This window comes from Leptospira tipperaryensis, assembly GCF_001729245.1.
Lineage (GTDB): Bacteria > Spirochaetota > Leptospiria > Leptospirales > Leptospiraceae > Leptospira > Leptospira tipperaryensis.
This window is the reverse complement of the sequence record NZ_CP015217.1, coordinates 1,846,891-1,861,317: the sequence shown is the minus strand read 5'-3', so window position 1 is coordinate 1,861,317 and position 14,427 is coordinate 1,846,891. Positions and strand designations below refer to the sequence as shown.

The following is a 14,427-nucleotide window of genomic DNA, read 5'->3' as shown; positions in this document are numbered from 1 at the left end:
TTCGAAAAAGGAGAACTTAGATTCTATGCCAAGAAATTATAAACCTGAGACGATTGCACTTCACGGTGGTCAAACCCCGGATCCGACGACAACTTCCAGAGCCGTTCCTCTCTACCAAACGACTTCTTACGTCTTTAAGGACACGGATCACGCCGCAAGGCTCTTCGGTCTGCAAGAATTCGGTAATATTTATACAAGACTTATGAATCCTACGACCGACGTTCTCGAACAAAGGGTAGCCGCTTTAGAAGGTGGGGTAGCCGCGCTTGCAACCGCATCCGGTCAAGCCGCAGAAACTTTAGCTCTTTTGAATATCGTGGAAACCGGACAGGAAATCGTAGCTTCCGCTTCTCTCTACGGTGGAACTTACAACCTTCTTCACTATACATTTCCAAAATTAGGAATCAAGGTTCACTTCGTAGATCCTTCCAATCCTGAGAATTTCAGAAAGGCCGTGAACGATAAGACCCGTGCGTTCTATGCGGAAACTTTAGGAAATCCAAAGTTAGACACCTTGGATCTGGAAGCGATTGCAAAAGTGGCTCACGAATCCGGAGTTCCTTTTATCGTAGATAATACCCTTCCTTCTCCTTATTTGGTGAATCCGATCGAACACGGGGCCGATATCGTCGTCCACTCTCTTACAAAATTCTTAGGCGGCCACGGAACTTCCATCGGTGGTATCATCATCGACTCCGGTAAATTCAACTGGGGCAACGGTAAGTTTAAGAATTTTACCGAACCCGATCCAAGTTATCACGGACTGAAATTCTGGGACGTCTTTGGAAAGTTCGAGCCGTTCGGCGGAGTGAATATCGCTTACATTATCAAAGCGAGAGTACAAGGTTTGAGAGATACGGGAGCAGCCATTTCTCCTTTCAACGCTTGGCAGATCATCCAAGGTGTGGAAACTCTTCCTCTCCGACTTCGTAAACATTCCGAGAACGCGTTAGCCGTTGCGGAGTATCTGACAAAACATCCAAAAGTATCTTGGGTAAACTACCCCGGTTTAAAAACGGATAAGAATTACGCTCTTGCGAAAAAATATCATAAGAGAGACCTCTACGGCGCGATCTTAGGTTTTGGTATCAAAGGTGGAGTTGCGGAAGCGAAGAAGTTCATCGACGGACTTGAGTTATTCTCCTTACTCGCAAACGTGGGAGACGCGAAATCGCTCGCGATCCATCCGGCTTCTACGACTCATCAGCAGTTGACTCCGGAAGAACAAGCTTCGGCGGGAGTGACTCCCGACTTTGTTCGTCTTTCCGTAGGTCTGGAAAATATCGATGATATTCTTTTCGATTTGGAAGAAGCCCTGAAGAAAGTTTGATCTAAAGGGAATCAAACTTTTTTAGGTATAGAAAGCCACTTTTCTTTTCTAAGCCGGTCCAAGAAAGTAACTGAAAAGTTATCCGGTGGAAAGGAAAGTGGCAACCAAATTGTATGAATGAACCGGGATCGATCGGAATTGTAGAAACTAAATTTGCGGAGTTCAAAGAACTTCCTTTGGACAACGGATCCGTCTTATCTCCCGTTACGATCGCCTATGAAACCTACGGCGCCCTTTCCCCTTCGAAAGACAATGCAATCCTAGTCTGTCACGCTCTTTCGGGAGACGCTCACGCGGCCGGTTACAATTCGGAATCCGATAAAAAACCCGGTTGGTGGGACGATTATATCGGACCCGGTAAATCCTTTGATACGAATCAGTACTTCGTAATTTGTTCGAACGTAATCGGAGGTTGTAAAGGTTCTTCCGGTCCTCTTTCGATCCATCCGGAAACCGGAACCGCCTATGGTTCTCGATTTCCCTTCGTTTCCATTCAGGACATGGTTCGCGCGCAAAAACTCTTGGTAGAATCTTTAGGAATCTCCAAACTCCTCTGCGTCGCGGGCGGTTCTATGGGCGGAATGCAAGCATTAGAATGGAGCATTGCCTATCCGGATTCTCTTTTCAATTGTATCGTGATGGCTTCCAGCGCGGAACATTCCGCGATGCAGATCGCATTCAACGAAGTCGGAAGACAAGCGATCGTCTCCGATCCGAATTGGAACAACGGTCTCTATGACGAAAATTCTCCGCGCAAGGGTTTGGCGCTCGCGAGAATGGTCGGTCATATCACTTATCTTTCCGATGACAAGATGCGCGAGAAGTTTGGCAGGAACCCGCCTCGTGGAAACATTCTTACAACCGACTTTGCGGTGGGAAGTTATCTCATCTATCAAGGTGAAAGTTTTGTGGATCGGTTTGACGCGAATTCTTATATCTATGTTACCAAGGCTCTGGATCACTACAGTTTAGGAAAGGGCAAGGAATTGACGGCGGCCCTTTCTCCGGCGACTTGTAGATTTTTAGTCGTCTCTTACAGTTCGGATTGGTTGTATCCGCCGGCTCAGTCGAGAGAAATCGTAAAGTCTTTGGAAGCCGCTGACAAAAGAGTTTTTTATCTGGAACTTCAATCCGGAGAAGGTCACGATTCCTTTTTACTGAAGAATACGAAACAAATCGAAATCCTAAAAGGATTTTTAGAAGGTTCGAACTAATCCGATCATGACGCCTCCTGAAAAAAAAACTTCCATCGATCTCACTCTCAAAGAAAGACCGGACTTTGCTTACATTCTCAATCTGATTCCTTCCGGTTCGAGGGTCTTGGATCTTGGTTGTGGAAACGGAACCCTTCTCTATCTCTTAAAAGAAAAAGGAATCCGCGGTCAAGGAATCGAAAAGGACGAAGACTGCATCGTGGAATGTATCCAACGCGGAGTTTATGTTCATCACGGGGATATCGACGAAGGACTGGAACACCATCAGGACAAACGTTTTGATTTTGTGATTCTCAACCAGACGATTCAGGAAACGAGAAACCCGGGTGAAATTTTGAAAGAATCCTTACGGATCGGAAAAAAAGTCATCGTGGCGTTTCCAAACTTCGGTCACTGGAACGTTCGCTGGACGATTTTGACGACCGGAAAAACTCCTGTTACGGATCTACTTCCCTATCGATGGTTCAACACTCCGAACCTTCACTTTCTTTCGGTTTTGGATTTTATAGAATTCTGCGACATCCAAAAATTTAAGATCGAAGACCGAGCCTACTTCCGAGATTTAAGCCGGGTTACATTCCGACCAAACTTCTTTTCCAAACTTGCGCTTTTTGTAATCTCTTAAGAAAGAGAATTTTTTAATCCGATTTCGATAAGATCGGCAAAAACCTCTTCCATCGGAATTTTTGCGGCCGCAGCTTGTTGTGGAATGAGACTTGTTTCTGTCATTCCGGGTAACGTGTTCGTTTCTAAAATATGAGGTTCTCCGTTGACGATGATAAAATCGGTTCGAGAATAACCTCTGCAACCCAGAGATCTATGAGCCGCTATCGAAAGTTCCTGAACACGTTTCATCTGATCTTCTGAAATTCTCGCGGGAGTGATTTCGTTGGAGCCACCCGATTTGTATTTGGACTCAAAGTCAAAAAATTCCCCGCCGGGAACGATCTCGGTTGCGGGTAACGCGATCGTTTTCAATTCTCCGTTTCGATATCTTTCCAAAACTCCGCAGGAAACTTCAGTGCCTGCGAGAAAGGCCTGACTCATCACCTTGAGTTCGGTTTGAAACATCAGCGCCAACTGAGTTTTAAGTTGGGAAGAATCTCCGATTTTATGCGTGGATACGCTGGAACCGCCTTCGACGGGTTTTAGAAACTGAGGAAAACCGAGGCTCGAAAGTTTGGAAACTGCATCCTCCGGAGAATTTTCATAATCGACTTTATGAATTTCAAAAAACGGAGCCACTTTCTGTCCTCCGTGCAAGAAAATTTGATTCGCTCGGGTCTTATCCATAGCGATCGCGGAAGCGGTCACCCCCGATCCTGTGTATGGAATTCCCAAAACGCTCAAAAAACCTTGGATGGAACCGTCTTCCCCTTTGCCCCCGTGAAGGCCCAAAAAGACGATCTCTGCGTCCAAAGAAGGGAGAATCGAAGTCTTTTGTACAGCATTCCTTTTTTGAAATTCTTCTAAGAAAGAATCCGGAGAATTCACTGACTCAAATGGAAGCTCCATCCGATACTCTAAAGGAACAACCCAGCCTCCGTCCTTGGTCAAGAGAATGGGTTTGACCGAATGTCCCATCGTATGCAGAGTCTTACAAATAAAACATCCGGTTCGAATCGAGATACTGTGTTCCGTAGAACTGCCACCAAAAAAGACTGCAATCTTAGCCAAGAAAATTTCTCCAAAAAGAATGGGTTCCATCCAAACTTCGGGAAGAAGTTCAGAATCTTTTGCATCCTAATTCTTCTATTCTCCTCTGAAAACATCTTTTCGGAATATCCTTCCAAGCCCATCGGAGAATTCAAATCGGAGTATGATCAGTTCTGGTTTTTGTATCAGAAAGAAATCCGAGCAGGAGAATCCGAAATCATCTTTCGTCCTTTCTATTCGAGTTACAAAGAGGAAAAGTCAGCGTATCGTTTTCAAACGGTTCTTTATCCTGTTTATTACAGCGAAGAAACCAAGTACTGGAAGGTCTGGACCTTTCTCTTCTTTATCACGGGAACTTCTCAGTTACACGAAGACACGGGAGAAGATTCGGACGTTCTGACACCGCTTTTATTTTGGGGATCGGGTGATACAGCGAGAGAAAAGTATTTCGGTTTCTTTCCCCTCTTAGGAAGAATGAGGAACAAGATCGCTTATTCCGAACTCAGCTTCGCGCTTTTTCCGCTCTATTCCAATTGGAAATACAAGGACTATGAGGCGACCGCGGTTTTGTGGCCGATCTTTCTCTACGGTTCCTCGGAAACGAGAGAAGAATTTAGAATCTTTCCTCTCTATTCCAAAAAGATCAACCGTGGAAAGTATGAACGGTATTCCTTTCTCTGGCCCTTCTTTCAGTGGGGAACCACGTTTCAGGACAAAAGAGAGCCGGTTCGTTATACGATCTTCTTTCCTTTTTTTGGAATCAAAGACTCGGAAGCGGGAAATATGAAATCGCGGGGATTTTTTATTCTCCCTCTTTTGGGATCGTTTATCGGCTACGGATACGATAAGCGAACCGGAGAAAAGGATTTTAACGCCCTCTTCTTTTTTATCCAATACGGAAGCAACCAAGACGAGGATTACAAAAAGTTAATTCTCTTTCCATTCTATGGAAACTATCGCTTCGCGTCCAAACAAACGACGTTCGTGAGTCCGTTTTACTTCCATCTTCAATCTGATACGTATCACATTCAATCGGACGATACGTTTTTGATTCCTTTCTTTTTCAATTCGAGAAGACATTATGTACAATGGGATCGGGACGAACGTTATCTCAAGGTATGGCCTTTTTTCAAATACCAAAAGGACAGAGAAGGAAACGTAGTCTGGAATCTTTTATCGCTTTTCCCGATCAAATCGGAAGTTGTGGACCGAATCTGGGATCCTCTTTGGTCGATCGTAGAATACCAAAAACTATCCAACGGAGAAAGAAGATTTTCAGTTTTGATGAGGGCCTATTCCCAGAGATGGACCGAAACCGAGTTTCACGCGAGCGTTCCCTTTGTTTTGGAACTTTCCCTTACTCCCGAAAAAACATCCTGGAAATTCCTTTACGGTCTCATCGGTTATGAAAGAATCGAATCGAATCGGAATCTGCAATTACTCTGGTTTATCAAAATATGATTGAAAGTTTAAAGTCCAGATCCACCGAATTTTTCTACGCGAGCGGTTTTACGATTCTTTTAGTATATGAGAGTATTCTAAATCTTCCGTATAGCTTTTTCAAAAGAAAAGAAATTCTGGATCAGATGTATATCACCGGAGTGGGAAGTATCTCCGTCGTATCGATCGTCGCCGTTTTTACTGGAATGATCATGTCGCTTAACACCGGCTTGGGTCTAAAAGACTTCGGCGCGGAAGGACAGATCGGCCTTTTGATGACGATCACCCTCACACGAGAGATGTCCCCTTTTATGACCGCGTTGATTCTTTCCGCTTCCATAGGATCCGCGATGGCCGCCGAGATTGGAACGATGAAAGTCTCCGAAGAAATCGACGCCTTGGAAGTGATGTCCATCGATCCCGTGCGTTATCTGATCTTTCCTAGGATTCTTGGTTTTTCAGTGATGGTCCCCGTTCTCTGCGTCTATTCGACGATACTCGGAATCATCGGAGGAGCGATCGTAGGTTATTTTCAATTGGGAATCGACTACTTTACTTATTTCAGAGACGTCTTTGATCGAGTCGCCTCGATCCCAGGACTCAAAGACTTGTATGTGGGAATTCTCAAAGGATTTATTTTCGGAGTTATTGTTTCCGCAATCTCTTGTTCCCACGGTTTGAGAACGAGCGGAGGCGCGATCGGAGTCGGGCGCGCTACAAGAGAATCGGTTGTTACTTCCTTCTTGATGGTCATCTTTACCGGATATATGATCACCGCCCTTCTTTACAGAGAATAAAAATGGAACCACTCGCGATCGAACTCAAAAACATCCATAAAAGTTTCGGAAGCAGAAAGATTCTTTCGGGACTGGATCTCCAAGTGCGAAAAGGAGAGACCCTCGTGATCGTGGGTCCGTCCGGAACCGGAAAGTCGGTCACTCTCAAACATATCACGGGACTCCTTGAACCAGACGCCGGTGAATGTTATATTTTTGGGGAAAGTATTTCCCGAGTGAATAACAAGGTGAAAGAAAAACTACGCGCGAGAATGGGAGTTTTGTTTCAGTCGGGAGCCTTGATCAACTGGTTGACCGTGTTCGATAACGTAGCTCTTCCTCTGAGGGAGCACAAACTTGCGACCGAGGAAAAGATCAAAGAGATCGTGATGGAAAAACTAAAATTAGTGGATATGGTTGTCGCAAAGGATAACTTTCCGAACGATATTTCCGGCGGGATGAAAAAAAGGGCGGGAATCGCGAGAGCCATCACTACCAATCCCGAGATCATTCTCTATGACGAACCCACTTCCGGTTTGGACCCGGTGATGTCTAACGTGATCAACGAACTCGTTCTTAAGATTCAAAAAGAAACCGGTGCCGCGCAAGTCGTAGTAACTCACGATATGTCGAGCGCCTATATGATCGCGGATAGAATCAGTTTTGTATACAAGGGCAAAATCGTTTTTACCGGAACCGCGGAAGAGATCCAAAAATCGGACAACGAACTGATCCAACAATTCATTCACGGAAAGACAAAGGGTCCGATGATCCTGGAAACAAAATAGGACCGATCAGGGATCCATTAGGAGAAAAGAATATGAGTTCATTGCGTTATTTACTCGTAGGAATCATTTTTACTGCCGCGGTCGGAGTCGTGGGTTACTTTACGATCATCACCGAGGGCGGGCCCGTGAAAAAACGCGGAGAATTTATGAAGATCACATTCCGAAACGCGGAAGGAATCAAGGTGGGAAACAAAGTAACCGTACAAGGGGTTCCCTTTGGCTACGTTTCCTCGATCCGACTGATACAAATCGACGAAAACGGACTCGAAGTACAAAGCGGTGATCTGGGAATCGGAACGAGAGTCGAAGTCACACTCCTCTTAAAAGAAAAGATCAGACTCTACGACAACTATGACATCATCATCAAAAACGAAAGCCTTTTGACCGGGCGCGTCATATCGATCGATCCGGGAACTACCGATCCGGAATCACAAAGACTAAAGACGAGATCCACTCCCGTGACCATGATCGACTACAAAACCGTCGGGGCCTTAAAAGGAAGGGTTTTGCAGGACCCGTTGGTGAGTTTATCGGAGCTCATTTCGGAAAACCGCGGAGATATTCGAAGAACGTTTTCCAACATCGCGGATATCACGACAAAGATCAACACCGGAGACGGAAGTTTGGGAAGACTGATCAATAACGACGACGTCCATAAAAACGTAAACACCGTTTTGACGGACGCCCAAATCGTATTGCGGGAGCTCAGAGAAGGACTCGAGGACACGAGAGAACAGGCTCCCGTAACAAGCTTTATCAGAGCTGCTTTGAGCGCTTTCTAATATTATAATTTATTTTATTTATATATTATAATGAACAAATATATAATATCCATCATAGGAACCGGAATTATGGGGAGGGGCATCGCCTCCAATCTTCTAAAAAATGGCCACAAGGTTCGACTCTATTCTCGAAATCCTGAAAAAATCGAGGATTTGAAAAATGAGAATTCTCAGATTTTTAACAACCCAAAAGAAGCCGCAAAAGAAAGCGATCTCGTAATTCTTTGCCTTACCGAAGACGAAGTCGTCGAAAAGGAAGTTTTACGATCGGGTTTACTCGATTCAAATCCAAAAGTCATCCTTGACTGCGGAACCACTTCCCTTCCCCTCACGTTTCGTCTGGCAAAAGATTGCGCTCAAAGAAAAATCAGATTCTACGATTGTCCGATGACTGGCTCTAAAAACGCAGCGAGAGACGGGCAGATTCTTTTTATGATCGGCGCCATCCAGGAAGAAGTGGAAGACGTTCGATTCTTCCTGGACGCTTGTGGAAAGAATACGGTCTATTGCGGGAAGGTCGGAGACGGACAAAAAGCAAAACTTGCATTGAATCTGATTCAAGCCGGAATCTTTGAAGTGTATATGGAAGGATTTACTCTCGCTCAAAACGCCGGAGTGAATGCGGAAACCCTAAAAGAAATTCTTCTTCAGTCCGCCGCAAAATCGGGAATCGCCGAGTTTAAATTTCCTTTTGTGTTCAGTGGAAACTACGAAACCCATTTTTCTCTCAAGAACATGAGAAAGGACGTCTATCACGCGATGGAACTCGCAGAAGAATCCAAGACTGAACTTTCTCTTCTCAAAAATCTTCCCGTTATTTACGACTCCGGAATGAAAGCGGGTTTTGGAGAAAACGATTTCTGCAGTCTCAACGAGGTCACAGCGAAGATCCGTCCTCCCAAATCAGAGCGTCCGTAATCGCTTTTCCCTCCGTGTCCACTTTCAAACGAATGTGAACTCCTTTCTCTTTACGAAGACGAACCTCGTATTCGCGAGCCTTTTGTTCGTTTACGTAGTATCTTTCGTTTCCAATCTTAAATCTTCCGTAATCGCAGGTTCCGCGAAGATACACCCGGCAAAGTTCACGACTCTTCAGAGTATCCGGCTCGCAATTTTCAACAAAGAGCCCTTCCCCTTCCAAAATTTTTCCGGAATGAGAATAACAGAGACAATGCGATACTTCCGATTTCGTTTTTCTTAAAATTCCTTCACGATCGGTCTCGGGACAAACCGACTCCGTCTGAAAAGATATACTGTATCGAAGATAGTGTCCCGCAAGGAGATCTCTCGGATCGTATCCTTGGATCGGAAGAATCAATTCTTTCCCTGACTTCTTTGCAAATTCGAGATATAAAATTTCCGAAGCGAAGAATAAAATCGGAATTCCAAAAGAGATCAGTAATAAATACTTTAGAATTCTCATTCTTCCCCTCCGAGTAGGTTTCTTACCTTACCCTTGTATTTTAAATAACCGACCGTCAAACCGATGATCAAAAGCCCGGAAAGAATCAGACCAAATCCGGTGTAAGTCAATGAACCAAAGACATCGAAGTAAAAAAATAAGAATCGAACTCCGATGATCGCTATCGAAAGATCAAAGATCTTTTTGTGGGAACGAAACGCGGACGCGATTCCTAACCAAAAAAGAATAAACAATATCGCGGGAAGCAAGGAGATCGAATAATTCCAAACATAGGAGAGTATGGACGTGATCGGAACGTATTGAAACGGAAACGGGAAATAAAGAAAAAACAAAAAGAAAGAACTCAAAGCCAAAGACTTTTTCTGGCTGATCGAAAAGTCCTTATTGGAAACGAGAAGCAATCCGGCGGGAACGAGCGCGAGCAAACGGAAACAAAGTTTCAACCAAGGAAACCCAACGAGAGAATGACTCCAACCTGTGCTCTCCAATATTTTTTCCACAAAACCTTGATAGGAACTTCCCGCGACTAAAAACAAAACGGCCCATAAAAACAAACTTCCTTTTCTCGAATCCAAAGAAAACTTTTCAGAGCTCAACCAAAGCGTAAAGTATCCGACCGTCGAAAGATAAAAAAATTCGATCCAATACATCGTTTCAATCGAATGTTCCCGTTCCAAAATCCAACCCGTGAGAAAGACCTGAAAGCCGATGAGCCAAAGATGCAGAAAAGTTTTGGAATCCGTAGAAATCAAAAATAAGAAATTCAGAATACACCAGAGCATAGCAGCTTCGTAGTATTTTCCTTCTAAGTTGTAAACCTGTGAAATGAGTCCGATCATTCCCAAGATCAAAATGGAATTGAGGACGATCAACACCGTGAGAAGATTCGGATTCTCTCGTTTTAAAAATCCGGCGATTCCGATCGAAGTCAAGAGGAGAAGCGCGGCGCCTAACTTAATGAAGTCCGAGATTTCTTCCCAATTGGCAGCGATGACCGCGATAATCCCGATTCCGATCACCACAACTCCCAAAATTAGAAAAGAATAATATAAGTAAGGAGTCTTTTTGTTTTCTTCAAAACGGAGAATTGATTCGGATTGTTCCGAACCGATCAGCCCCGCTTCCACCCATTTTTTAAGTTTGTGTTCCAGGCGCATAGATGGAGAAACTTTATCTATGCCAAATTAGAATACAAGAAGTTTTCCCTTCGATACGCTTCTTACAAAGTTCCTCAAAAGGCCAGCTCTTTGTGCAAGAGTCGATTCTGAACCCGACCCAAGGCAAACCCTCCCCGATCGGTTTTCTGTTTTTCCCCTCGTGAAAAGTCAAGGAAGTGTAACTCAGAAAAATCAATCCCCTCGACGAAGGGATTTCAGGTAGTCTTTCATTAAGTTCGTATCGAGGATCACTCGTCTTCGCCGAAGGCCCGTTTCATTACGGATTGATATCGAGCGGAATAGAGATTTTCAGAAGTCGCTTTTGGATTTCCGATCTTATCCAGACGTTTTTGATTTTCTGCGATTCTATCTTCGTTCAGAGGATGTGTGGATAAGAATTTAATCACACGTTTGTCAGGATCCACTCCGCCTTCTTCTTTTTCTTTCTTTTCGATAAGAACAAAAAAAGATTCCAGTGCGCCCGGATAGTATTTCGTGGATTTCAAATATTCAAAACTCATTTCGTCGGCTTCCGCTTCTGCGGAGCGGCTGTTGGCGAGGGTCAAAATTTCTCCGCCCACTCTCGAACCCAAGTTGATGAGATTGGCCGCGTCCGAGCCTAAAAAAATCGTAAGACCGATATAAATCGTAAAGTAGATTCCCAAAGAGCTGATGATCTGTTTCACTGAATGTCTTTTTTCGGCGTGTGCGATTTCGTGAGCGAGAATGGCAGCGAGCGTTGCCTCGTCTTTGATTAACTTTAAAAGTCCGGTATAGACAAAAATATAACCGCCCGGAGTACAGACGGCGTTGATCGTATCATCGTCCTCGAGGATGGAAATTTTATAAGGGAATTCTTTTTTGTATTGGATCTTATCCGATTTTAAAATTTTATCGGCTACTGATTTTACATACTTTTCGAGGACCGCATTCTTTAGGATATGCATTCCTTCCTTTCCGTCTTTTGCGTTTTCTAAAAATGATTTTCCGATTTGCAGATCCAATTCAATCGGAACGACGGATTCGATAATAACACCGCAGCCCCAGAACGAAACGACGGTTATGAATAGAGCTAACTTCACTACGATCTTTTTCATACGGAACATTCTTTTCCGGGAGGAAGTTAGAATCATAGCAGAATTTTTATTCTACGCTGAGAGTGGCTTCGTATCCGCCGTAAGCGCGAATATTGATGACCCCGGATTGAAAGAGGAGATACTGTCCTTTGATCCCGGTAAGGACGTCTTCGATGACGAGATTTTTTTCCGGAGATAAGGAAAGAATTTTTTGAGGAAAATGCAAAACCGGATATCGAATTCGAGTCGGTTCTTCTTGAGGCGACACCCTGTAGTCGAGATCAAAATCCAAGTCCTCAATCTTTTGTAAGAATTCTTTTTTTCTTTCGGAAAGATCGATCTCCTCCGGATCCCCAGAGACCATCTTCTGCCAAGTCGTTCGATCCGATAAAACCTTGGACAATTCTTTTTCAATGATCCCCGCGTCCCTTCTCGAATTCACTTCCACCAAAGGAATTCCTTGGACGGCTCCCTGATCCACCCAACGGTTGGAAACCGGATTCTCCTTTGTGATTCCCACCTTGATCGCAGAACTGTTCGCCAAATAGACCGTATGCGGTCGAAAGCAGTGAGAATCTCCCCAATCCGGTTGTCTGCAAGTTCCAAGATGAAAGTGACAGGTATCGGGTCTTAGGATACAGAGATCGTTTTCCGCGAGCGTTTGAAAACACGTAAAACAGTTTCCTTGGTTGAAACTTTTTTTGGTGATACGTCCGCAGGAAACACAACGGATTCTTCCCGTAAACTCGAGTTTGTATTTTTTACCGAGAGAATTTAGAATATTAGAATCTTCTTGTAAATGACTTTCCTGTTTTTCGGAGGTCTCGGTTTCATAAGTCGCCCAGTTCCAGATATAACGGACCGGATCGATTCCTTCGTGATCCATCATTCTTAAAAAACCGGAGACGTTTTGTTTCATGGAAATAGGATTTCTCTTCCGGAAAGCGGTCTTAAAATCGGATCCACTTTCACTTCCAGAATACCATTCAGCTTAGAACCTGACCAATCAAAAATGAGAATTCGATCCTGAAATTCGTAGTGGCTCAAGTGACCGCTGGAAAGATAAAAGGCACGGAGAGAATCCCCCGGATTTTCGTCCGAGGTGATTTGTACCACATTCTTACCAGAAATCGTAGTTCCGGTGTAAAGTTGAATATTCTTAAATTCTTTCGAGGCTGCGACCGGCCCCGTTTCTACATTTTGAGTCGGATCCTGAGAAGAAGTCGGATGTTGGTGCCGAAGTAATCCGCAGAAAAAAGGCCCCGGAAGTTCGGGAACTGAGACAAAACAATTGGATATCTCCCACTGTTGTTCCTGGCTCGTCGGATAAACTCCTCGAAGACTCTGAGCGACCTTGGCAAAGGTATAGTATTTTAATCTTCCGATCAAATCCCGTAACTGATATTCCTTCCAAGAGCCGGAGTCAGCTCCTATTGGAACATTCAAAAAGAAGAATATACTAAAACCGAGGATCGTTTGTAAAAATGTCGTTTTAAATCTTTCCATCTTAGTAGAGATAGTATTTTTTGATCTTCTCATTGTATTCTTTTTCGGTAGAACTCAAAAATTCTGAATACTGATCGTAAGTTTTTCCGGATTCGATCGCATTACGAAAAGAAGAAGTTCCCCAGAGAAAATCGATATTGTGGGTTCCGTCAGGATAAGATCTCCATTTAAAATCCTTCCCGTAAGTATTTTTGATTCCAGTGATCAACTTGTAGGCCATCTTCAAAGGATCGTATTTCCGATTGACAACGGTTAGACGAAGACCTCGGCAGATTTCATTCTTAAAAGGCCCGAAGACTGGTTTAAAAAATACGGTCTGATAGTAATAATCTCCGCCGGAATTCTGATTTAATTCTTCGGCTAATTTTTCGGGTTCCATCATCCAAGGCGCTCCGAAGTAGACAAAGGGAGCGGTCGTTCCGCGTCCTACTGAAACATTCACACCTTCTAATAAAACAAGACCGAGATAGTTGATCGCGGAATCCACCATCGGAAGATTGGGAGAAGGAGTCGTCCAAGGAATTCCTTCCTTGTCCCAGTCAAAAGAACGTTTTGCATTTTTTGGAGAAAGAACTTCCAACTGAACTTTTTTTGCGAGGTATTCGTTGTTGTAGAAGTTCGCGGATTCTCCCAGAGTAAGTCCGCTGAAAAAGAGAGAAGGAAATTCTCCGGCGAAGTTAAGAAATTTTTTATCGATAATCTCCCCTCTTCCTTTTAGATACAAGGCCGGATTTACATGATCCAGTAAAATCAGTCTCGTGGAAGCTGGATCCGGAATTCCATCCATGATTCTTTTTAAAACCGTGAGATAGGTGTAACATCTCATTCCCATATCTTGCACGTCGAAAAGAATCGCGTCCGCACCTTTGAGAATCGCCGGAAGTTCTGCGTTCTTGACTCGATAGATATGATAGATGGGGAGATTGAAAAACTCGTCAACGGTTACGGGAGATTTGCTAAAGTCTTCTTCTAAACCCAAGAATCCATGTTCCAGTCCGATGAGATGTTTGATCTTTACGTCGTGTTTTTTAAATTCTTTGATGATCCTTTCGGGACTTCTTCCGATTCCGGATGGATTTGTGATAAGAATGACATTCTTTCCTGAGAGTCCGGGAAGAATACTTGAGTAGAATTCGTTTTCAGAAGGAACGAGCTTAGAATCCGAGATATGTTTACGAAATCCTTTTTCTGCGCAGGCAACCGAAGGGAGGAAGAGAAAAAAAATGACTAAGAGAAAGAATTTTTTCTTTATTTTTGTGTAGAGCATCCGAAAATTCCT

The 14,427-nt window shown here is 43.9% G+C and carries 15 protein-coding genes; 8 read left to right on the top strand and 7 right to left on the bottom strand.

Annotated elements, in window-relative coordinates; translation table 11 throughout:
* Window positions 1-25 precede the first annotated feature (25 nt).
* The 3 genes from A0128_RS08815 to metW all read left to right on the top strand — a co-directional run bounded on the left by A0128_RS08815 (window position 26) and on the right by metW (window position 3,169).
* Window positions 26-1,330 (top strand): O-acetylhomoserine aminocarboxypropyltransferase/cysteine synthase family protein, encoded by a 1,305-nt coding sequence (locus A0128_RS08815; RefSeq protein ID WP_069607164.1) that lies wholly within the window; start codon window positions 26-28, stop codon window positions 1,328-1,330.
* Between the two features lie 113 nt (window positions 1,331-1,443).
* On the top strand, window positions 1,444-2,544 hold the full coding sequence (gene metX, locus A0128_RS08810) for a homoserine O-acetyltransferase MetX (protein WP_069607163.1): 1,101 nt from the start codon (window positions 1,444-1,446) through the stop codon (window positions 2,542-2,544).
* Between the two features lie 7 nt (window positions 2,545-2,551).
* Window positions 2,552-3,169, top strand: a complete 618-nt coding sequence (gene metW, locus A0128_RS08805) for a methionine biosynthesis protein MetW (RefSeq protein ID WP_069607162.1) — start codon at window positions 2,552-2,554, stop codon at window positions 3,167-3,169.
* Here metW and A0128_RS08800 read toward each other — a convergent pair.
* Window positions 3,166-4,221 carry a D-alanine--D-alanine ligase gene (locus A0128_RS08800; protein WP_069609215.1) on the bottom strand — a complete coding sequence of 352 codons (1,056 nt, stop codon included), beginning with the start codon at window positions 4,219-4,221 and terminating at the stop codon, window positions 3,166-3,168. The two genes, metW and A0128_RS08800, sit on opposite strands and share 4 nt — an antisense overlap.
* On the opposite strand from A0128_RS08800, the gene A0128_RS08795 reads away from it, so the two are divergent.
* The 5 genes from A0128_RS08795 to A0128_RS08775 are packed head-to-tail and all read left to right on the top strand — an operon-like array spanning window position 4,177 to window position 8,904.
* Entirely contained in the window at window positions 4,177-5,661 is a 1,485-nt protein-coding gene (locus tag A0128_RS08795) for a hypothetical protein (RefSeq protein ID WP_069607161.1), read from the top strand. The two genes, A0128_RS08800 and A0128_RS08795, sit on opposite strands and share 45 nt — an antisense overlap.
* Entirely contained in the window at window positions 5,658-6,437 is a 780-nt protein-coding gene (locus A0128_RS08790) for an MlaE family ABC transporter permease (RefSeq protein WP_069607160.1), read from the top strand. Before A0128_RS08795 ends, A0128_RS08790 begins: the two co-directional genes overlap by 4 nt.
* 2 nt (window positions 6,438-6,439) lie before the next feature.
* Window positions 6,440-7,204: an ABC transporter ATP-binding protein gene (locus A0128_RS08785; protein WP_069607159.1), complete on the top strand. Its 765-nt coding sequence runs from the start codon at window positions 6,440-6,442 to the stop codon at window positions 7,202-7,204.
* A gap of 32 nt (window positions 7,205-7,236) precedes the next feature.
* Window positions 7,237-7,986: a mammalian cell entry protein Mce gene (gene mce, locus A0128_RS08780; protein ID WP_069607158.1), complete on the top strand. Its 750-nt coding sequence runs from the start codon at window positions 7,237-7,239 to the stop codon at window positions 7,984-7,986.
* 30 nt (window positions 7,987-8,016) lie between these two features.
* Window positions 8,017-8,904, top strand: a complete 888-nt coding sequence (locus A0128_RS08775; RefSeq protein WP_083244096.1) for an NAD(P)-dependent oxidoreductase — start codon at window positions 8,017-8,019, stop codon at window positions 8,902-8,904.
* Here the strand turns inward: A0128_RS08775 and A0128_RS08770 are convergent.
* From A0128_RS08770 to A0128_RS08740, 6 genes are all read right to left on the bottom strand, one after another.
* A complete protein-coding gene (locus A0128_RS08770) occupies window positions 8,864-9,409 on the bottom strand; it encodes a GDYXXLXY domain-containing protein (RefSeq protein WP_069607156.1) in 546 nt (181 codons plus the stop codon). The two genes, A0128_RS08775 and A0128_RS08770, sit on opposite strands and share 41 nt — an antisense overlap.
* The gene (locus A0128_RS08765) at window positions 9,406-10,566 is read right to left on the bottom strand and encodes a DUF2157 domain-containing protein (RefSeq protein ID WP_069607155.1); all 1,161 of its coding nucleotides are present in this window, start codon (window positions 10,564-10,566) and stop codon (window positions 9,406-9,408) included. Before A0128_RS08765 ends, A0128_RS08770 begins: the two co-directional genes overlap by 4 nt.
* A 248-nt stretch (window positions 10,567-10,814) precedes the next feature.
* Window positions 10,815-11,663, bottom strand: coding sequence for a M48 family metalloprotease (locus tag A0128_RS08755; protein WP_486606197.1), 849 nt, complete (start codon window positions 11,661-11,663; stop codon window positions 10,815-10,817).
* Window positions 11,664-11,709: 46 nt separating this feature from the next.
* Window positions 11,710-12,561, bottom strand: coding sequence for a DUF2797 domain-containing protein (locus A0128_RS08750; RefSeq protein WP_069607152.1), 852 nt, complete (start codon window positions 12,559-12,561; stop codon window positions 11,710-11,712).
* A complete protein-coding gene (locus tag A0128_RS08745; protein WP_069607151.1) occupies window positions 12,558-13,181 on the bottom strand; it encodes an LIC_11883 family protein in 624 nt (207 codons plus the stop codon). Before A0128_RS08745 ends, A0128_RS08750 begins: the two co-directional genes overlap by 4 nt.
* A complete protein-coding gene (locus A0128_RS08740; RefSeq protein ID WP_069607150.1) occupies window positions 13,150-14,415 on the bottom strand; it encodes an exo-beta-N-acetylmuramidase NamZ family protein in 1,266 nt (421 codons plus the stop codon). Before A0128_RS08740 ends, A0128_RS08745 begins: the two co-directional genes overlap by 32 nt.
* Window positions 14,416-14,427 lie beyond the last annotated feature (12 nt).

Coding starts and splice junctions, on each gene's coding strand:
- A0128_RS08815 (WP_069607164.1), top strand. CDS start 26: ATGCCAAGAAATTATAAACCTGAGACGATTGCACTTCACGGTGGTCAA.
- metX (WP_069607163.1), top strand. CDS start 1,444: ATGAATGAACCGGGATCGATCGGAATTGTAGAAACTAAATTTGCGGAG.
- metW (WP_069607162.1), top strand. CDS start 2,552: ATGACGCCTCCTGAAAAAAAAACTTCCATCGATCTCACTCTCAAAGAA.
- A0128_RS08790 (WP_069607160.1), top strand. CDS start 5,658: ATGATTGAAAGTTTAAAGTCCAGATCCACCGAATTTTTCTACGCGAGC.
- A0128_RS08785 (WP_069607159.1), top strand. CDS start 6,440: ATGGAACCACTCGCGATCGAACTCAAAAACATCCATAAAAGTTTCGGA.
- mce (WP_069607158.1), top strand. CDS start 7,237: ATGAGTTCATTGCGTTATTTACTCGTAGGAATCATTTTTACTGCCGCG.
- A0128_RS08775 (WP_083244096.1), top strand. CDS start 8,017: ATGAACAAATATATAATATCCATCATAGGAACCGGAATTATGGGGAGG.
- A0128_RS08770 (WP_069607156.1), bottom strand. CDS start 9,409: ATGAGAATTCTAAAGTATTTATTACTGATCTCTTTTGGAATTCCGATT.
- A0128_RS08765 (WP_069607155.1), bottom strand. CDS start 10,566: ATGCGCCTGGAACACAAACTTAAAAAATGGGTGGAAGCGGGGCTGATC.
- A0128_RS08755 (WP_486606197.1), bottom strand. CDS start 11,663: ATGAAAAAGATCGTAGTGAAGTTAGCTCTATTCATAACCGTCGTTTCG.
- A0128_RS08750 (WP_069607152.1), bottom strand. CDS start 12,561: ATGAAACAAAACGTCTCCGGTTTTTTAAGAATGATGGATCACGAAGGA.
- A0128_RS08745 (WP_069607151.1), bottom strand. CDS start 13,181: ATGAGAAGATCAAAAAATACTATCTCTACTAAGATGGAAAGATTTAAA.
- A0128_RS08740 (WP_069607150.1), bottom strand. CDS start 14,415: ATGCTCTACACAAAAATAAAGAAAAAATTCTTTCTCTTAGTCATTTTT.